This window comes from Achromobacter denitrificans NBRC 15125, assembly GCF_001571365.1.
Taxonomy (GTDB): domain Bacteria; phylum Pseudomonadota; class Gammaproteobacteria; order Burkholderiales; family Burkholderiaceae_B; genus Achromobacter; species Achromobacter denitrificans.
Genome location: NZ_BCTQ01000019.1, coordinates 1 through 16,788, shown reverse-complemented (window position 1 = coordinate 16,788; position 16,788 = coordinate 1). Strand labels below are relative to the sequence as shown.

The following is a 16,788-nucleotide window of genomic DNA, read 5'->3' as shown; positions in this document are numbered from 1 at the left end:
CCAGACAAGTAGGGAAGAGAAGAAAGGTTATTTGCCGCGTTCGGACAGCATGTCCAGCCCGACGGTCAAATCCAGGATGACGATGGCGATCACCGCGGCCACGATCGTGGCGCCCGATACGGCCGCGATGGTCGGATCTATCGTGTATTGCACGTAGTTGAAGAGCTTTACGGGGATGGTGTTCAGGTCCGCCGTGGTGTTGAAGATGGACAGCTCCACGTTGATCCAGGAGGAGATGAACGCGAAGATCGAACCGGTGACGATGCCGGGCCGGATCTGGGGCAGCACCACCAGGAAGAACGTGGTCCAGGGGTTGGCGCCCAGGTCCGCGGACGCTTCCTCCAGCGCCCGCTGCTCCGGCGTCAGCAGGGTCAGCGTGGACCGGAGCACGAAGGGCGCGATGATGACGATGTGCCCGATCAGAAGGGACAGGAAGCTGCGCGTCAGGCCGAAGTAGGCGCCGTATTGCAGCAGCGCCGCGCCCAGCACGATGTGCGGCAGCACCAGCGGCGACATCAGCACGGAGGTCAGCGCGGCCTTGCCCGGGAACGCGTAGCGCGCCAGCGCCAGGGCTGCCGGCACCGTCAGCAGCACCGCCGCGACGGTTGCCGTCAACGCCAGCACGGTGCTGGTCGTGAACGCGGCGACGTAGCCGGCTTCGACCAACAGCGTGCGGTACCACTCCAGCGTCCAGCCCTGTGGCGGGAAAGCCAGGTAGGGCGTGGCGGTGAACGAGGAGCCCAGGATGACCACGAGCGGCAGGGCCAGGTAGGCGAGCACGCCGAGCGCGAATAGGCGGATCAGGTGGCGCAGGATCATCGCGCGGCTCCAGGCAGGACGGCGGCGCGGTTCGCCAGCGCGACCAGGATCAGGGTGAACACCAGCAGCACCATGCTTAGCGCGCCGCCGTAGTGGAAGTCGAATACCGTGCTGTACTGCTGGAAGATCAGCATCGACAGCACCGACACGCGTCCGCCCGAAAGCAGGGCCGGCGTGACGTAGGCGCTGACGGCCAGGGTGAAGACGATGATGGCGCCCGATACCACGCCGGGCAGCGTGAGCGGCCAGGTGATGTGGAAGAACGTGGCCGCCGGGCTGGCGCCCAGGTCGGAGGACGCCTGTTCGCAGGCGGGGTCGACCCGGGCCAGCGCATTGCCCACCGCCAGTACCACGAAGGGCAGCAGCACGTAGACCATGCCGATCAGGATGCCGGTTTCCGTGCCGATGAAGCGCACGGGGCGGTCCGCGGCGCCGACGCCGACCAGGGCCTGGTTGACCAGGCCGTTGCGGCCCAGCAGCACCATCCAGCCGAAGGCCCGCACGATGTTGCTGGTGAACAGCGGCACCACCAGCAGGATCACGCAGAAGCGGCGCCAGGCTTTCCAGCGCACCACGCGCACCAGGTACCAGGCCAGCGGGTAGCCCAGGATCACGCAGGCGACCGTGGTGAAGAAGGCGAGCCGGAAGGTCACCAGGATCACGTCCCAGTGGTATTGGTCCGCCAGCACGCGCAGGTATTGCTGCGCGGTCAGGGTCAGGCCGTCGGGGCCGCCCGTGATGCTGGCCAGCGCCACCACCGCGAGCGGGGCGAGAAAGAAGGCCGCGAAGAACAGGACGGGGGCCGCCAGCAGCAGGCCGGGCGAACGCCAGGCGCGCGCGGTCATGGCCGTTCACCGATCAGGTGCAGGCTTTCCGGCGCAAAGGCCAGTTCGGCCACGCTGCCCGGGCCGAGCCCGGCGGGCGCGATGCCCCCGTGGCGCGCCACCACCGTCTGGCCACCGATGTCTACGTGGATCATGCTATGGCTGCCCACGTTGATCACGTCGGTGACCGTGCCGGTCAGCCGTGCCGCCGTGGCGTCGCCGCCCAGGCGCAGGTCTTCGGGACGAAGCACGGCGATCCCGCGTTCGGGCGCGCCCCGCCCGCGCAAGGGCACGCGCAAGCCCTGGGCGTCCAGCAGCAGCGTGCCGTCGCCGGACGCGGAATACGGCATGAAGTTGGCGTCGCCGATGAATTCGGCCACGAAGCGCGTGGCGGGCTGCCGGTAGATGTCGGTGCCCGTGCCCACCTGCTCGATTTTGCCCGCATGCATGACGACCACGCGGTCGGCCATGGTCATGGCTTCTTCCTGGTCGTGCGTGACGAAGATGAAGGCGATACCCAGTTTGGCCTGCAGGTGCTTGAGCTCCAGCTGCATCCGCTTGCGCAGCTTCAGGTCCAGCGCGGACAGGGGTTCGTCCAGCAGCAGCAATTTGGGCCGGTTCACGATGGCGCGGGCCAGGGCCACGCGCTGTTGCTGGCCGCCGGACATTTCGCGGGGATAACGCGGGCCGAAGTCGGCCAGGCCGACCATATCCAGCGCCGCGCGGGCGCGCTCGGCCGCCTCGGTCCGCGAGGCGCCTTGGCGGCGCGGGCCGTAGGCCACGTTTTCCAGCACGGTCATGTGCGGGAACAGCGCGTAGTTCTGGAAGACGGTATTCAGCGGCCGGTGGTGCGCGGCCAGGCGGCTGATGTCCTGGCCCTCGATCAGGATGCGGCCGGATTCGGGCTGGAGGAATCCGGCGATCGAGCGCAGCAGGGTGGTCTTGCCGCAGCCGCTGGGGCCCAGCAGCGCCACGAATTCGCCCTGTTGGATTTCCAGGTCGATGCGGTCTAGCGCCTGGTAGGCGCCGAAACGCATCGATACGCCGTCGATGGTAAGCAAAGCGGACATGTTCGGCCCCGGTCTAGCGCTTGCGGGCAACCTGGCGGTTCCAGGCGTCCGTGACCTCGGCGCGGCGGTTGTTGATGACGTTCCAGTCGAACAGGCTGAGGTTCTTCACCGAACCGTCCGCGCCCCACGGCAGCTTGCGGGCGACGTCCTTGGGCAACTGCACGTCCTTGACGGCGGGGCCCAGATAGAGGCGGGTGGCGAGGCAGGCGGCGGCGTCCTGCGTCAGCGCGGTATCGATGAATTTCTGCGCGGCGGCGCGGTTCGGCGCGCCCTTGACCAGGTGCAGGCGGGCATCCGTGGCCCAGGCTCCCTCCTTGGGCACCGCGAAGCCGATGGGCAGGCCCTTGTCGATCAGATCCCAGGCGCCGACGTTGAAATGCGCGCCGATGATGGCTTCGCCGCTCTGGTAGGCGTTCGTGGCGGCACCGGAGCTGTCGAAGAACAGCGCCGTGTCGAGACTGGCCAGCTTGGCGTACAGCGGCGCCAGATTGGACGGATCGATGGAGAAGACCCGGGCCAGGAAGAAGACGAAAGGCACGCCGGACGAGTTTGCCGGCGAGGGAATGGCGACGGCGCCGGCGTACTCGGGCTTCCAGAGGTCTTTCCAGCTGGTCGGCGGCTGCGGCACTTCCTTGGTGTTGTAGGCGATGCCCAGCGAGTAATAGCCGGTGCTGACGGCGTAGGCCGCGTCGCCGTTGCGATACACGCCCTGGTCGATGACGTTCTTCAGGTTGGGAATCGCGGCGGGATCGAGTCCGTCCAGCACGCCGGCCTCGGCGGCCAGTTCGCTGATGCCGCCATCCATCCAGGCGACGTCGATCGTCGGCGAGCCCTTCTGCTGCTGGAGCTTGGCCAGCGTGGTGGTGGAGGTGCCGACTTCCGGCACGACGGCCACGCCGGTGGCCTTGGTGTAGGGTTCGGCGACGCAGGCGCGGAAGGCGTCGCCCCAGTTGCCGCCGTACCAGGCGACGGTGATCTTCTGCTGTTGCGCCAGCGCCTGGCCGGCCACCAGCAGTCCGGCGCCCAGCAGGGCGGCGCGGACGGCGCTGCGGGTAAGTGTTGCCATATTGGATTCCCCTTGTGAATTTGTCGGCCCGTTCCCGCGCTTTCCAGCGGACGCGGCGGCGGTGCCACAAGCGCATCTTGGGCGATCCCAGGGAAAACCAGCTTGAAGGCGCGGGACATAAACTTGAATAATTGCGACATGGATACCGCAACACCCGCCGCACCCGCTTCTCTCTCCTATGAAGAGGGCAGCCTGGAGCCCTCTCAGGGGAAACCCGCACTCACCGTCGGCATCATCCTGCTGGACCAGTTCACGCTGGCCGCCTTCGCCGGCCTGGTGGACGTGCTGCGGCTGGCCGGCGACCATGGCGGGCGCAGCCGCCAGATCCACACGGCATGGCGGGTGATGAGCTGGGACGGCAAGCCGCGCCGTTCCAGCGCGGGGCTGACGATCGACGTGGCCGACAGCCTGCCGGACGACCTGTCCCAGTTCGATTACGTGGCCGTCTGCGGCGGCAACGACTACTTCAACGAACGGATGCCCGAGCGTCTGCGCAGCTGGCTGCGGCAGGCGGCCGCGCAGCGCGTGCGGCTGCTGGGCATCTGCACCGGCACTTTCGCGCTGGCGCAGGCGGATGTCATCGGGCCGCGCACGGTCTGCGTGCACTGGAACGTGCTGGATACGTTCCGCGAGCGGTTCCCGCAGACCCGCGCCGTGGTGGACCGGCTGTTCGTGGACGAAGGCGACCTGATTTCCTGCGCGGGTTCCACCGCCGCCATCGATCTGGCGCTGTATCTGGTGGCCCGGCACTGCGGGCGCGACAAGGCCCAGCAGGCCATGCGGCACATGATGCTCCAGGGCGTGCGACCAGGCCGCGTGCCCCAGGCCCATTTCCACACCGACCTGTCCGGCATCCAGGACCTGCGCGTGCGGCAAGCGGCGCACTTCATGGAGCAGCGCATCGACAGCCCGCCGCCGCTCGATGCGATCGCGCGCTACGTCGGCGTCGGGCGCCGGCAGCTGGAGCGCGCGTTCCGCGTGGCTACCGGCATGTCGCCCATGGCGTTCCAGCGCCAGCTCCGGCTGGAATACGGAAGTTGGCTGCTGCTGAACAATCCTTGCAGCATTACCCAGATCGCGCTGGATTGCGGCTTCGCGGACGGCGCGCATTTTTCGCGCGACTTCCGCGCGCATTTCGGCCTTTCCCCCAGGCAGTATCAACAGGCCCGCGGCGTGCAGGCGGCCGGGGCCGAAGGCGAGGTCAGCGTATTCCCGGCTTAGCCTTCATCGACACGAAGGAGACGGCATGATTTATGACCTTTGGTATTGGGACGGCATACCCGGACGCGGGGAGTTCGTGCGGCTGGCGCTGGAGGCGGGCGGCATTCCGTACCGCGAGTGCGCGCGCGAGCCCGGCGCGGACGAAAGCTCGCTGGTGGAAGACCTGAGCGCTCCTCGGAAGCACCCGCCGTTCGCGCCGCCTTATCTGGTCGCCGGGAAAATGACCTTGGGGCAGACCGCCAACATCCTGTTGTTCCTGGGCGAAAAGCACGGGCTCGCGCCGGAGTCCGTGGAGGGGCGCCTATGGGTGAACCAGCTGCAGCTCACCATCGCGGACATGGTGGCCGAAGCGCACGACACGCATCACCCGATCTCCGCCAGCGAGTATTACGAAGACCAGAAGGAAGAGGCGGCCCGGCGCGCGCGCTGCTTCCGCGAAGAGCGGATGCCCAAGTTCCTGGGATATTTCGAGCGGGTGCTGGAGGGGCCGCGGGCCTGGCTGGCGGGCGGCAAGGGCTGGACTTATGTCGACCTGTCCCTGTTCCATCTGGTCGACGGGCTGCTTTACGCCTTCCCGAAGCGCATGGCCACGCTGGCCGCGACCTACCCGAACGTCATGGCGCTGCATGCGCGCGTGGCGGGGCTGGCGGAACTGCAGCCTTACTTCGGAAGCGGCAGGCGCCTGCCTTTCGGGGAAGGCATATTCCGCCGCTACCGCGAACTGGATGCGGCTTGATCCGGGTCCCTGAAGGCCGGCAACCCGGGCGCGATGCGCTATAAAGGCGGTATCGTCTGATCCCGCAGGCCCGGGCAGGAGCCATTCCGCCCGGGCCGCGCCATTTGCGGCAATGCCATATGACCGAATCCGAAGCCCTCGCTCTTGCCTCGCACCGCCACTACAAGGGCGGCCTGTATCTCTATCTGGGCACCGCCCGCCATTCCGAAACCGAGGAATCCATGGTGGTGTACGAACACTTGTGGCCGCACGAGCGCGGCCTGTGGGTGCGCCCGGCGGCGCTGTTCTTCGGGCAACTGGCCGACGGCTCGCCCCGGTTCGCGCCGTTGCAGCCCGCGGAGTAACGCCGTGACGTTCTTCTACCGGCGGCCGCGGATAAGCGGCGCGGCGCCCGCCCGTCCGGCGGCGGGGCGCAAGACGGGGGCCGCGGGCGTGGCCGAAGCGCTGCAAGCCTTGCGCGGCCCCTTCATCGTGGCCGACCTGGAAACGACCGGGCTGTCCACCTCCAGTTGCGAAATCCTGGAATTCGCCGCCGTGCGCGTGGGCGAGGCCGGCGTGCTGGAGCGGGAGTACACGCAGGTGGTGCGCACCCGCGGTCCGGTGCCGTCTTTCATCACCCGCCTGACCGGCATCACGCAGGCCGAAGTCGACCGCCACGGCGTGCCGGTGATGCAGGCGTTTTCCGCGTTCCTGGAGTTCGTGGAAGACCTGCCCGTGTTTTTCCACAATGCGTCTTTCGACCGGCGCTTCCTGGGGGCGGCGGCGGACCAGACCGGGCTGCCGTTTCCCAATCCCACCCATTGCACGCTGGCCTTGGCGCGGCGGGCGTGGCCCGAGCTGCCGTCGCACAAGCTGGAGATCCTGGCGCGCCACGTCGGCGCGTCCAATCCCACCCACCGGGCGCTCGCCGACGTGCGCACCACGGTCGCCGTGGCCTTGGCGGCCAGCTCGCGGCTTGCCGCGGGCTGAGGCGCCCGTGCCACATCAGGAGCCGCAAATGTCCGACCTGGAGCAGATCAGGCTTGCCGTCCGCCGATTCACCGCGGAGCGGGAATGGGAGCCCTATCATTCGCCGAAGAACCTGGCCATGGCGCTGGCGGGCGAGGCCGGCGAACTGGTGTCGCTGTTCCAGTGGCTGAGCGAGTCGGAGTCGCGCCGCATGCCGCCCGAACGGCTGGCCGACGCGGCCGACGAGATCGCGGATGTGCAGATGTACCTGGTCGCGCTGGCGGACCAGCTGGGTATCGATATTGCCGATGCGGTGTCGGCCAAGATGGTGAAGAACGCGCGCAAGTATCCGGCGGACCAGTTCCGGGGCAGTGCGCGCAAATACGACGAGCCGCGCTAGGCGCGGACGCCGCTTTCTTCAAGCCGCTCTGCGCCCGCGGGCGGCGAGCGGCTTTCCCTCAGAGCACTTTCTGTTCGTGATGCACCTGGGGCGGCTCGACGAAGAAGCCCGCCACCAGCTTGCGCCATTCCTGGAAATCGGTGGACTCGCGGAAATCCACCATGTGGTTTTCCACGGTTTCCCAGTCCACGACCAGCGTATAGCGCTGCGGCTGCTCGATGCTGCGGTACAACTCCATGCCGTGGCATCCGCGGGCCCGCAAGAACAGCGGCTTCGCTTGCGCGACGCCCGCTTCAAACAGCGCTTCCTGTCCTTCGCGGACATGGATGCTGGCAATCTCCTGGATCATGATTTTGTCTCCGTGCGACGAGTGAGGCCGGGTAGCGCCCGGCAGCCGGGATAGTATGGCCGAAAAATCGGGATTCAGCCTTTCGACAGGTGCCTTCGCCTGCCTTGCGGCCCCGTCGGTCGACGTCGGCCGGACGCGCTAGGGAAGCTGCCCGAGCCGCCGGCGCGCATTCTCCTCCACACAGCCGAGTTCCGCGCGGCGCGCCCGCGCCGCCGCGCTTTCCGTGTCGTCCATACGCATGGTTCGGCGGGCGCCGTTCGCGCCCATGGCCGAGCCGGGCCTCGCCCGGCTTGATCGCGGTCGCCTGTTTAGCCGATATCGATATGCCTAGGACGGCGCAATCATTCCGTACCAATACGAAAGTCCCAGGCCTTTCGTCATTGTCCGGAGGACTGGGAGGTATCGGTCCGCGCCGGTCGGTCACCGGCAACCGCGTATCCGCGCAGGTCGCGGATCAGGAGGAGCTCAAATGAAAAAGCTCGCAGCAGTCGCCGCGTTGTCCTTGCTTGCCGCGGCAGCCCAGGCCAGCGGCCAGGCAGGCGGGTCCGTGACGGGCCACGCCGGCGCCATCAACGGCACGGCATCATCCATTTCCACCGGCAGTTCCGTGGTGGCAACCCAGATCAACGGCTACGGGTCTTCCAGCCAAACCTCGTTCGGCAGCACCGGCGGCATCGCGGAGGTCGGGGGAACCTTCAGCCGCGACGGCACGCAGGTGGTCACCAGCACGCGCCAGTACGCCAATAGCGAGTCATACGGCAACGTGACGGGCAATGCGCCCATCATGGTGGGCGACAGCATCGCCAACGGCGGCGCGACGTTCGGGAAGACCGAAACCAGCGCGTCGGCCACGGGTTCGTTCCATGCGGTGAATGTGGGCGCGTTCGGGGCGATACACGGCATCGGCGGGGTAGGCCATGTCGTGGGGTTCAGTCACTGACCCAATTATCCGGACGGCTCCGGCCGTCCGGGCGAGGGAACATCATGAAGACTATAGTGCTTGCCATTTCCTTGTCGCTGGCGGCCTGCTCCGCCGTCGCCCAGACCAGCAGTTCCAGCGCCACCACCTCGGCATCGTCGGGCTCGACCAATGCCGGCAACAACCAGGGCATTACGTTCAATTCCAGCACCGGCGGATCCAGCAGCCTGCGCACGGTGCCGCCGGTGGGTGGCCAGAGTTTCTACGGTTCCTTTTCTTCCGACAGCTGCATGGTCTCCGCCGGCGGCGGCGGCGCCGTGGTCGGCTTCGGCATGAATATCGCGATCCCGATCGAGGACCAGAAGTGCAGCCTGCGGCGCAACTTCGAACGCACGATGCAGGCCGCCGCCTCGACCCGGGACGCCGACCGGGCGCGTCGCCTGGAGACCGCCGCCATCGACATCCTGTGCCAGACGGACGACCGCACCAAGGCCGCGCTGGTGGCGCAGGGGCTGTGCACCAATCCCGCGTTGACCACGGCCGACCACCGCTTCGATGGCGAGGCGGTGGCGCAGGTCGCGCCGCCGTCGTCGCCTCCGCCGGTCCTGGCCGGCCGACAGCCGCAAGCGGCGCCGGCCATGCCCGCGGCGCAAGCCTTTCCCTTGCAGTCCGCGCGCAGCGCCGCGCTGGCCTCGCCGCCCCTGCGCAACCCGAGGCTCGACAGCAAAAGCTTCGCCGACCTTTATACGCCGGGCTGAGGCCGGACGCCTGGCCCGGCCCGGGAACCGGCCGCGCGCTAGCGCGCGGCCGGCGGCGGCACGGCTGCCGGCCCGGTCTCCGGCATCGCCGGCAACTGCGGCGCCGAAGCAAGCAGCATGGTGGGCGGCGACGACACCTCCAGCCCCGCCTCGTGCAGCCGCTTCAGCACCGTGAACAGCAGCGCGCTGCGCACGCCATAGGCGGCCCGGGGCGAAGACACGTAGCCCTTGGCATTGAAGATCAGGTGGCCGCCTTCGATGCCGTCGAGGAACACATTGGGCGCGGGCGCATCCAGCACGTCCTCGTGGTCCGCGAAGGCCTGCAGGATCAGTTCGCGCACGTGCTCCGCGTCGGTGGACAGCGGCAGCGGCATCTTGATCTGCACCAGCCCCAGCGGATTGGAGCGGGTGACGTTGCGCACGGTCTTGGTGACGAACTCCGAGTTCGGAACGATGACTGTCGAACGGTCTCCCATCTGGATTTCCGTTGCGCGGACGTTGATGCGCAGGATGTCGCCTTCCACGCCGCCCAGGGACACCCAGTCTCCCACTTTGACGGGACGCTCGGCCAGCAGGATCAGGCCGGAAACGAAGTTCTGGACGACCGCCTGGAGGCCGAAACCGATACCGACGGACAGCGCGCTGGCGATCCACGCCACACGCTCCAGCCCGATGCCCGCGGCCGACAGCGACAGGGCCACCGCGATCACGAAACCGGCATAGCCGAACAGCGTGGCTGCCGACAGCTGCATGCCCGGATCCAGTTCGGTCGTGGGCAGATAGCGGTTGGACAGCCAGCGCTTCAGCATCTTCACGCTGAGCAGCGACAGCCCCAGCACCAGCAAGGCTTGCAGGACGGCGCCCGGACGGATCTGCGCCTCGCCGATGGCCAGGCCCTTGCGCAGCTGGTCGAAGCGCTGCAGCAGGTCCATCGGCGCTTCGCCGAAGGGCGCCAGCAGCAAGGTGATGGCCAGCAGGCCGACCGCGACCCGTCCGACCCCCGATAGCAGCACCGCAGCCTGGTCGCGCATGCTGGGCGCCTCGTGCTCGCCGCCGCCATCGCGATGCGAGCTGCTCAGCAGCGTGCTGAAGCCGTCCTCGATCAGCGTGGAGGCCAGGTAGGCGGAAGCCAGGACGATCAGCACCCACAGCATCTGCTTGACGAGGAAGCTGCCGAACGCGACATACCCGGCCAGCAGGCTGGCGAGGCTGAGCACCAGCACGGTCCAGACCGCCGTCAACAGCAGCGACACCCAGAACGGGATGGGCGTGTCGGTTTCCTGCATCGCCTGCCGCCGCAACCGGCGGCTGATGGCCAGCACCGCGCCTATCATCGCCATCGTCATGACGGCAACGATGCCGGTCAGCGTGATCGTCGTGGTCAGGCTCGCGTTGAGCAGCACGGGCAGGCGCTCGGCCAGCCAGATCATCACGACCAGCACGCCCAGCACGCCGGGCAGCCAGCGCAGCCGCGTCGCCACGACATCGCTGATGGGAGGCAGGCGCCAGGATGGGCGGTTCGACGACAGCAGGGCATAGCCCAGCCCGGACACGTAGCCGCCGAAACAGACCGTCGCCACCAGGTTCGCGAGCAGGGACGAAGTGTTGTCGCTCAGCTGCGAGTTCCAGTCCAGCCCGATATGGATCAGCAGCGCGATGACGCCGGGCGTGGCCACCGCCAGCACCACGTGGGCGACCGCCAGGAAGGAACGTCGCAAGCGGCCGGGCGGCACGCGGGTGGCGGTTAGGCGCAGCAGGATGCGGCCGATCCACACGCGCAGCACGATGGCCAGCGCGGCGGCCGCGGCCAGCAGCAGCCAACCCCATTTCGGCGTCTGCCCGACGGCTGCCGCCAGGTCCTTGCCCAGGGCTTTCAGGCGTTCGAGATCGCCCGGGAATTCTTCCCGGAACTCGGTCCAGAACGGGTCGGACAGGAAGGAGTCCCGCCGCTCGCCCAGGCGCGCCTGGAATTGCGTGCGCCGCTGGGCCGATATCTGTTCGGCCGTCTGGCCCGCATCCACCGACAGCAGGCGGGCCAGCTTGATCTGCGCATCCAGCGCGCGGTTGCTCTTTTCGAGCTGCGTGCGTTGCGCGGCGACGTCGGGGGCTTCCTTGGCGCCTTCCGGCGGCGTGCCCAGTTCGGTCAGCTTGGCCGCTACGCTGGCCAGTTGGGGCGCCAGCGCTTCCGCCGCCGCGTCGGCCTTGGACTGGATGTCCAGCGCGTCGCCGCGCTGTTTCATCAGGCTGGCGTCGTCGGTTTCGTCGACGACGCGCTTGCGGATGTCGTCGATCTGCTTGCGCGCCGCGGTGAGCATCGTTTCCGTCTCGGCCGGCGTGGGCGGCGGCGCGGCGAAGGCGGGCGCCAGGAATAGCGCCAGCAGCAGGGCCGCGATCAGCGCCGCGAAGGAAGAAGGGCGGGAAGACGCGCGCGCGAGGCGGGCTCGCGAGGGTTGGGGGTGGGGTATCGGTGTCATGTTATTGGGCGAGTTGGCTCGCATCGAGGCGGCAGCATAACAAGCCGCCGTCCCGCCCGTTGCAACAAAAACTGGTGCTATGGCCCCATTTGATTCGGGGCCGGATTCCCGCCTGGATGTCATCCCCGCCCGCGTTGGAAACGGGGTCATATCGGGGGAGGGGCGGAGAGGCGACCCGGATGGCGCCCTTGCCCGCAATCCAAGTTTACGAGGCCAACGTTTGGATTCAACTCAGCCTGGCGCGAGGCCGGCGTTCGGATTCAATTCGGCCTAGCGCGAGGCCGGGCGGAGGGGCGCTTTCTTGGGTTTTCCGAGCACCTCGTCGCACACCTCCAGCCAGGCGCGCGCGGCGAAGGAAAGATAGCCGGATTGCTGCCAGATATGGCCCACTTCCCATTGCATGCCGGATTTGGCCAGCTTGGCGGTGCTGAGTCCGCGCGTCTTCATCCGTTGCATCAGCGGCTCGGGCAGCAGCGCCACGCCGAGGCCGGCGGAGGCCATGGCCACCAGGAAGTCCCAGTGGGCGCTCTGGGCGGCGATGCCTGGCTGGAAGCCGGCATCGGCGAAGGCCTGGCGCAGGCGCCGCGTGATGGCGAAGTCGTCCGTGGGAATCAGGAGCCGCGCGTCGCGCAGCGCGCTCAGCGGCAGGGAGGTCTTTCCCGCCCAGGGCGCGTCGGGCGGTCCGATGACCCAGATGGGGTAGCTGCCGAAGGGCTGGGCGATCAGCCCGCCGTCGGGCGCGATCGGCAGGATGGTGGCGCCGACTTCCAGCTCGCCGCTCGCGACCAGGCCCTCTACCGCCTGCCCCGTGCCTTCGCGCAGGGTCAGGTGGATGCCGGGGTGGCGTTCGCGGAAGCGCTTCACCACCGGCGTGAACAGCAGGTTGATCATGGGCGGGATGCCGACTTCCAATTCGCCGCGGCGCAAGTCCGTGGTCTGGCGCAGCTCCTCGGACAGCTGGCGCATCGTCTCCAGCACCTGCAGGCCGCGCTGGTACATGACCCGGCCGGTATCGGTGGGACGGGCCGTGTGGCCGTCGCGGATCAGCAGCGGCGTGCCGGCCTCTTCCTCCAGCTGGCGAATCATCTTGCTCACGGTGGATTGCGTCACGAACAGCGCCTTGGCCGCCTGCGTGAAGCTGGCGTGCCTGACGGTTTCCACGAAATACCGCAGTGCGCGCACGTCCATGGCCCCGGGCCTCCCCCCGCGCGATGCGCGATAAACAAGCAAACGATGAAAAAAACGACTGGTTTGGATGATTTTAAGTCATTACGAGATTTCAGCCGGCCTTCCTATACTGCCGAAAATTCGTCCCCGCGCCGGCAGGATCCGGCGGTGGGACCTCGGGAAACGCCGCGTCAGACGGTGCCTGGGCGCAGAGGCGGCATCGCCGCGCCCCGCCGCAAGCCGTTGGCCCTTAAATCTGGAGACACCATGCATCTCGACCGTATCCGCCACCCTGGGCTGCGCGCCAAGATCACGTCCGCCGAACAGGCGGCCTTGCTGGTTCAGGACGGCATGACCGTCGGAATGAGCGGCTTTACCCGCGCCGGCGACTGTAAGTCGGTGCCGGCCGCGCTGGCGGCCCGCGCCGAGCGCGAGCCGCTCTCCATCACGCTGATCACCGGCGCCTCGCTGGGCCACGACACCGACAAGATGCTCGCCCAGGCCAACGCCCTGGCGCGCCGCATGCCCTTCCAGGTCGACACCACGCTGCGCCGCAAGATCAACCAGGGCGAGATCGCCTTCATCGATCAGCACCTGTCCGAAACCGTCGAACAATTGCGCGCCGGCCATATCGGCCCGATCAACGTGGCCATCATCGAGGCCGCGGCGATCACCGAGAGCGGCGCGATCGTGCCGACGATGTCGGTGGGGAACTCCGCCTCGTTCGCGCAGCAGGCGGACAAGATCATTATCGAACTGAACCTGAGCGTGCCCGCCGCCATCGAAGGCCTGCACGACATCTATGTGCCCGGCGACCGGCCGCAGCGGCAGCCCATCGGGCTCGTCTCCGCGGACCAGCGCATCGGCCTGCCTTTCATCGAAGTGAATCCCGCCCGGATCGCGGCCATCGTCATTACGCAGGAGCCGGACAGCCCCTCCAACGCCTTGCCGCCCGATGAAGAGACCAATGCCATCGCGGGCCATATCAATGACTTCCTGCGGCGCGAAGTCGACGCCGGCCGCCTGACCAACTCCCTGTTGCCGCTGCAGGCCGGCATCGGCACCATCGCCAACGCCGTGCTGCACGGTTTCGAGTCGTCCAGCTTCGACAACCTGACGATGTACTCGGAAGTGCTGCAGGACAGCGCCATTGAATTGCTGGACCAGGGCAAGCTCGCGTTCGCGTCGGCCTCGTCCATCACGGTGTCCAAGCCCGTCTACGAGAAGATCCTGGCCAATATGGAGCACTACCGCCAGCGCATCGTGCTGCGTCCGCAGGAAATCAGCAATGCGCCGGAAATCGTCCGCCGCCTGGGCATCATCGCGATCAACACCGCGCTGGAGTTCGACATCTACGGCAACGTGAACTCCACACACGTGGGCGGCACCCATATGATGAACGGCATCGGCGGGTCGGGCGACTTCGCGCGCAACGCGCACCTGGCGATCTTCGTATCGAAATCCATGGCCAAGGGCGGCGACATTTCGAGCGTCGTGCCCATGGTGTCCCACGTCGATCACACCGAGCATGACGTGGACGTGCTGGTCACCGAGTGCGGGCTGGCGGACTTGCGCGGCCTGGCGCCCCGCGAACGCGCGCGCGCCGTCATCCAGCATTGCGTGCATCCGTCCTACCGCGACGCCTTGCAGGATTATTTCGACCGCGCCTGCGAACGCGGTGGCCAGACGCCGCACCTGCTGGAGGAAGCCTTCTCCTGGCACCAGCGCTTCAACGAAACTGATTCGATGCAGCCGTCGAAGCCGGCTGCGCGCAAGGTCGCCTGACGTCCGGCGCGACGGCGGCTCGGGCCGCCGTCATTCGCCTGAGAGCGTCCGTCCAGCCCGGGCTTCCGTCATTTCGTCTGACTGCGCTCGTCCGGCCCGGGGTCGGGAATGGCGAGGTTGCGGCGCGACATCTCCAGCTCTTCGCGCAGCCATTGCTTCAGCGCGACCAGCGGCGCCCAGTCGCGCAAGCTGGGCCGGTAGACCAGGTGATACGTCTGGGCCTGCTCATAATGGACGCTCACCGGGGACACCTGGACCAGCCGCCCGGCGCACAGCGCGTCCGCGGCCAGCAGCTCGCGCCCCAGCGTAATGCCCAGGCCCTGTTCGGCGGCCTGCAACATCATGCCCGCGTCATTGAACGAAGCGACCGGCGTGATTGCCGTGCGCAACCCGGCCGCATTGAACCAGTGCTGCCAGATTTCGCGATCGCCCAGCAGAGGCTGGCGCGCGAGGGTTTGCGGCGTGCGGTCGGGCAGGGCGGCGGCGGTTTCTGGCGATGCCAGGACGATCAGCGGCAACGGCGTGTCGAAGAGCGGTTCGGATTCGACACCGGCCCAAGGCCCCCGCCCGAAGCGCAGCGCGGCGTGGAACCCGTCGCGCAGCAGGTCCACCACCTGTTGGGAGGAATCGATCTCCAGCGCCAGGCTGGGGTGACGGGCGCGCCATCGCGCCATGCGGGGCAGCAGCCAGCGCTGGGCGAAGGAGGGCAGCACGGACACGCGCAGGCGCTGTTCGTCGCCGGCGGCGGCCGCGGAGGCGGCGAGCACCCCCTCATCCAATTGCGTCAAGGCTCCCTGGACGGCGCACAGCAGGGCCGCGCCGGCGGTGTTCAGCACGATGCCGCGTCCGCTGCGTTCAAACAGGGGGAAACCCAATTGTTCTTCCAGACCCTTGATCTGCTGGCTCACGGCACTATGAGTCAGGTGCAGTCGTTCGGCGGCCGCGCGCAAGTTCTGCAATTCGGCGACGGCGCGGAAGGCGGGGAGGGTATTCAGGGGAAGGCGCATGGCAAGCGACCCGGGAGATTTGATTGGTCATCATAGCTTACCGATAACCCCAGAACAATTCGATTTTCATCGGTATGTTGGGCTATTACGCTTACCAAAAGCGTATCCCTTATGGAGTCCAGCATGTCAGCGCAAACCTGCTCTTCCTCTTCCGTTCCATTTGTGCCGCCGGCCGTGGCGTCGGTGGACGCGGCCCCCGCCGCAGTGCGCTCCCCCCTGGCGGTGGCAAAGCCCTCGGTCCCCGGTCTGTGGGCCTGGGCCCGGTCGGTCTGGCGCCAGCACCGCAACAAGGCGCGGCTGCGCAGCCTGGGGGCTGAGTTGGACGAACACATGCTGAAGGACGTGGGGGCGCCCAATTGGCTAGTCAACGAAGTTTTGGTGAGGCGCGAACTGACACGGCTGCGCGACGTGAACTACCTGCGTTGGTAGGCGGGATCCCGAAACCCTCACGCGGGGCTCGTTCGCCCGGCCGGCAATGCCCGCCGTTCACCGCTCTATATACAGAGGACACCTTATGGGACAGCCTATAGGGCACGGTTCCGCCTATCGAGAGCACGGCCTTGCCTATAGAGCGTTCCCCGCCGCGCCAGATCCTCTCTATATAGAACGCCGCCTCACCACCTGATCCTATCTTTCTATGTAGCCCCGTCGTCTGCTCTTCTCTATGGAGAAAGAGGAAGCAGGCGGCGGGGCAGTCATGCGCGCGAAAAGTTGTGCTATAGTCTCGCTCCTTCGCGGTTCGGGCAGTTTTCGAAGCGCGGGGCCAGGCAAGCGTTCATTGCATGGATAGCGCGAATTAGGCAGAAGTCAGTTGCGCCATCCGAAACAATATGCTATAGTCTTGGGCTTGGCTGGTGAAACGAATTCAGGGTTTACCCTGATTGTTGATTCAGCCACCTGAAGTGGTAGCCAACCCCTGTTGTTCAGGGTGCGGGCGAAGCGGAATCCGCAGTGCCGCAGGTTGCAGGATGGGGTGCAAATCAGGCAGAAGCCGGTTGCGTAATCTGCAAAAGTTGTGTTATAGTTTCGGGCTTGGCAGTTGTCGAAAACTTAGGGTTTACCCTGGTGTTTCGATAGCTGCTAAAGAGGGCAGGATCTTGAGGAAGGTCTGGCAAGAAAGCGAAGCGAAACTAGCGATGCTGACTTGACAAACGATAAAAACTTCTTCATAATCTCGTTTCTCTGCTGCTGATACGGCAGGCGACGCGAAAGCGAAGCAAGTGGCAGCAAGCAGTAAAGAATTTG

18 protein-coding genes are annotated in these 16,788 nt (G+C 67.0%); 9 read left to right on the top strand and 9 right to left on the bottom strand.

Annotation, left to right across the window (positions count from 1 at the left end; translation table 11 throughout):
• Positions 1-27 precede the first annotated feature (27 nt).
• The 4 genes from ADE01S_RS16755 to ADE01S_RS16740 are packed head-to-tail and all read right to left on the bottom strand — an operon-like array spanning position 28 to position 3,779.
• Positions 28-819 carry an ABC transporter permease gene (locus ADE01S_RS16755; RefSeq protein WP_062682863.1) on the bottom strand — a complete coding sequence of 264 codons (792 nt, stop codon included), beginning with the start codon at positions 817-819 and terminating at the stop codon, positions 28-30.
• Positions 816-1,664 (bottom strand): ABC transporter permease, encoded by an 849-nt coding sequence (locus tag ADE01S_RS16750; RefSeq protein ID WP_062682862.1) that lies wholly within the window; start codon positions 1,662-1,664, stop codon positions 816-818. Before ADE01S_RS16750 ends, ADE01S_RS16755 begins: the two co-directional genes overlap by 4 nt.
• Positions 1,661-2,713, bottom strand: coding sequence for an ABC transporter ATP-binding protein (locus ADE01S_RS16745; RefSeq protein ID WP_062682861.1), 1,053 nt, complete (start codon positions 2,711-2,713; stop codon positions 1,661-1,663). The genes ADE01S_RS16750 and ADE01S_RS16745 overlap by 4 nt, the downstream gene beginning before the upstream one ends.
• Before the next feature lie 13 nt (positions 2,714-2,726).
• A complete protein-coding gene (locus tag ADE01S_RS16740; RefSeq protein WP_062682860.1) occupies positions 2,727-3,779 on the bottom strand; it encodes an ABC transporter substrate-binding protein in 1,053 nt (350 codons plus the stop codon).
• Between the two features lie 138 nt (positions 3,780-3,917).
• Here ADE01S_RS16740 and ADE01S_RS16735 point away from each other — a divergent pair, with 138 nt between their 5' ends.
• The 5 genes from ADE01S_RS16735 (at position 3,918) to ADE01S_RS16715 (ending at position 7,084) form a co-directional block, all read left to right on the top strand.
• Positions 3,918-5,000, top strand: coding sequence for a GlxA family transcriptional regulator (locus ADE01S_RS16735; RefSeq protein WP_062682859.1), 1,083 nt, complete (start codon positions 3,918-3,920; stop codon positions 4,998-5,000).
• Between the two features lie 25 nt (positions 5,001-5,025).
• The gene (locus ADE01S_RS16730; RefSeq protein ID WP_062682858.1) at positions 5,026-5,736 is read left to right on the top strand and encodes a glutathione S-transferase; all 711 of its coding nucleotides are present in this window, start codon (positions 5,026-5,028) and stop codon (positions 5,734-5,736) included.
• 119 nt (positions 5,737-5,855) lie between these two features.
• Positions 5,856-6,080: a DUF1653 domain-containing protein gene (locus tag ADE01S_RS16725; RefSeq protein WP_062682857.1), complete on the top strand. Its 225-nt coding sequence runs from the start codon at positions 5,856-5,858 to the stop codon at positions 6,078-6,080.
• A 4-nt stretch (positions 6,081-6,084) separates the two neighbouring features.
• A complete protein-coding gene (locus tag ADE01S_RS16720; RefSeq protein WP_082775824.1) occupies positions 6,085-6,705 on the top strand; it encodes a 3'-5' exonuclease in 621 nt (206 codons plus the stop codon).
• A gap of 28 nt (positions 6,706-6,733) precedes the next feature.
• Positions 6,734-7,084, top strand: a complete 351-nt coding sequence (locus ADE01S_RS16715) for a nucleotide pyrophosphohydrolase (RefSeq protein WP_062682856.1) — start codon at positions 6,734-6,736, stop codon at positions 7,082-7,084.
• A gap of 58 nt (positions 7,085-7,142) precedes the next feature.
• On the opposite strand, the gene ADE01S_RS16710 is transcribed toward ADE01S_RS16715, so the two are convergent.
• Positions 7,143-7,433 (bottom strand): antibiotic biosynthesis monooxygenase family protein, encoded by a 291-nt coding sequence (locus tag ADE01S_RS16710; RefSeq protein ID WP_043543930.1) that lies wholly within the window; start codon positions 7,431-7,433, stop codon positions 7,143-7,145.
• Positions 7,434-7,902: 469 nt separating this feature from the next.
• On the opposite strand from ADE01S_RS16710, the gene ADE01S_RS16705 reads away from it, so the two are divergent.
• Together ADE01S_RS16705 and ADE01S_RS16700 are read left to right on the top strand one after the other, a co-directional pair.
• On the top strand, positions 7,903-8,373 hold the full coding sequence (locus ADE01S_RS16705; RefSeq protein ID WP_062682855.1) for a hypothetical protein: 471 nt from the start codon (positions 7,903-7,905) through the stop codon (positions 8,371-8,373).
• Positions 8,374-8,417: 44 nt separating this feature from the next.
• Positions 8,418-9,110: a hypothetical protein gene (locus ADE01S_RS16700; protein WP_062682854.1), complete on the top strand. Its 693-nt coding sequence runs from the start codon at positions 8,418-8,420 to the stop codon at positions 9,108-9,110.
• Between the two features lie 38 nt (positions 9,111-9,148).
• Here the strand turns inward: ADE01S_RS16700 and ADE01S_RS16695 are convergent, their stop codons facing one another.
• Complete coding sequence (locus ADE01S_RS16695; RefSeq protein ID WP_062682853.1) at positions 9,149-11,584, bottom strand: DUF3772 domain-containing protein; 2,436 nt, start codon at positions 11,582-11,584, stop codon at positions 9,149-9,151.
• A 270-nt stretch (positions 11,585-11,854) separates the two neighbouring features.
• Entirely contained in the window at positions 11,855-12,772 is a 918-nt protein-coding gene (locus ADE01S_RS16690; RefSeq protein ID WP_062682852.1) for a LysR family transcriptional regulator, read from the bottom strand.
• Positions 12,773-13,018: 246 nt separating this feature from the next.
• Between ADE01S_RS16690 and scpC the strand changes: the two genes are divergently transcribed.
• A complete protein-coding gene (gene scpC, locus ADE01S_RS16685) occupies positions 13,019-14,536 on the top strand; it encodes a succinyl-CoA:acetate CoA-transferase ScpC (RefSeq protein WP_062682851.1) in 1,518 nt (505 codons plus the stop codon).
• Between the two features lie 68 nt (positions 14,537-14,604).
• Here scpC and ADE01S_RS16680 read toward each other — a convergent pair whose 3' ends face one another.
• Positions 14,605-15,543 carry a LysR substrate-binding domain-containing protein gene (locus tag ADE01S_RS16680; RefSeq protein ID WP_062682850.1) on the bottom strand — a complete coding sequence of 313 codons (939 nt, stop codon included), beginning with the start codon at positions 15,541-15,543 and terminating at the stop codon, positions 14,605-14,607.
• A 123-nt stretch (positions 15,544-15,666) separates the two neighbouring features.
• On the opposite strand from ADE01S_RS16680, the gene ADE01S_RS32120 reads away from it, so the two are divergent.
• Positions 15,667-15,972 (top strand): hypothetical protein, encoded by a 306-nt coding sequence (locus ADE01S_RS32120; RefSeq protein WP_242663444.1) that lies wholly within the window; start codon positions 15,667-15,669, stop codon positions 15,970-15,972.
• Positions 15,973-16,600: 628 nt separating this feature from the next.
• On the opposite strand, the gene ADE01S_RS31960 is transcribed toward ADE01S_RS32120, so the two are convergent.
• The coding region (locus ADE01S_RS31960) for a hypothetical protein (protein ID WP_218010724.1) at positions 16,601-16,788 on the bottom strand (188 nt) is incomplete at its 5' end.

Excerpts from the sequence above, each read along its gene's own strand:
- ADE01S_RS16755 (WP_062682863.1), bottom strand. The coding sequence starts at position 819 with ATGATCCTGCGCCACCTGATCCGCCTATTCGCGCTCGGCGTGCTCGCC.
- ADE01S_RS16750 (WP_062682862.1), bottom strand. The coding sequence starts at position 1,664 with ATGACCGCGCGCGCCTGGCGTTCGCCCGGCCTGCTGCTGGCGGCCCCC.
- ADE01S_RS16745 (WP_062682861.1), bottom strand. The coding sequence starts at position 2,713 with ATGTCCGCTTTGCTTACCATCGACGGCGTATCGATGCGTTTCGGCGCC.
- ADE01S_RS16740 (WP_062682860.1), bottom strand. The coding sequence starts at position 3,779 with ATGGCAACACTTACCCGCAGCGCCGTCCGCGCCGCCCTGCTGGGCGCC.
- ADE01S_RS16735 (WP_062682859.1), top strand. The coding sequence starts at position 3,918 with ATGGATACCGCAACACCCGCCGCACCCGCTTCTCTCTCCTATGAAGAG.
- ADE01S_RS16730 (WP_062682858.1), top strand. The coding sequence starts at position 5,026 with ATGATTTATGACCTTTGGTATTGGGACGGCATACCCGGACGCGGGGAG.
- ADE01S_RS16725 (WP_062682857.1), top strand. The coding sequence starts at position 5,856 with ATGACCGAATCCGAAGCCCTCGCTCTTGCCTCGCACCGCCACTACAAG.
- ADE01S_RS16715 (WP_062682856.1), top strand. The coding sequence starts at position 6,734 with ATGTCCGACCTGGAGCAGATCAGGCTTGCCGTCCGCCGATTCACCGCG.
- ADE01S_RS16710 (WP_043543930.1), bottom strand. The coding sequence starts at position 7,433 with ATGATCCAGGAGATTGCCAGCATCCATGTCCGCGAAGGACAGGAAGCG.
- ADE01S_RS16705 (WP_062682855.1), top strand. The coding sequence starts at position 7,903 with ATGAAAAAGCTCGCAGCAGTCGCCGCGTTGTCCTTGCTTGCCGCGGCA.
- ADE01S_RS16700 (WP_062682854.1), top strand. The coding sequence starts at position 8,418 with ATGAAGACTATAGTGCTTGCCATTTCCTTGTCGCTGGCGGCCTGCTCC.
- ADE01S_RS16695 (WP_062682853.1), bottom strand. The coding sequence starts at position 11,584 with ATGACACCGATACCCCACCCCCAACCCTCGCGAGCCCGCCTCGCGCGC.
- ADE01S_RS16690 (WP_062682852.1), bottom strand. The coding sequence starts at position 12,772 with ATGGACGTGCGCGCACTGCGGTATTTCGTGGAAACCGTCAGGCACGCC.
- scpC (WP_062682851.1), top strand. The coding sequence starts at position 13,019 with ATGCATCTCGACCGTATCCGCCACCCTGGGCTGCGCGCCAAGATCACG.
- ADE01S_RS16680 (WP_062682850.1), bottom strand. The coding sequence starts at position 15,543 with ATGCGCCTTCCCCTGAATACCCTCCCCGCCTTCCGCGCCGTCGCCGAA.
- ADE01S_RS32120 (WP_242663444.1), top strand. The coding sequence starts at position 15,667 with ATGTCAGCGCAAACCTGCTCTTCCTCTTCCGTTCCATTTGTGCCGCCG.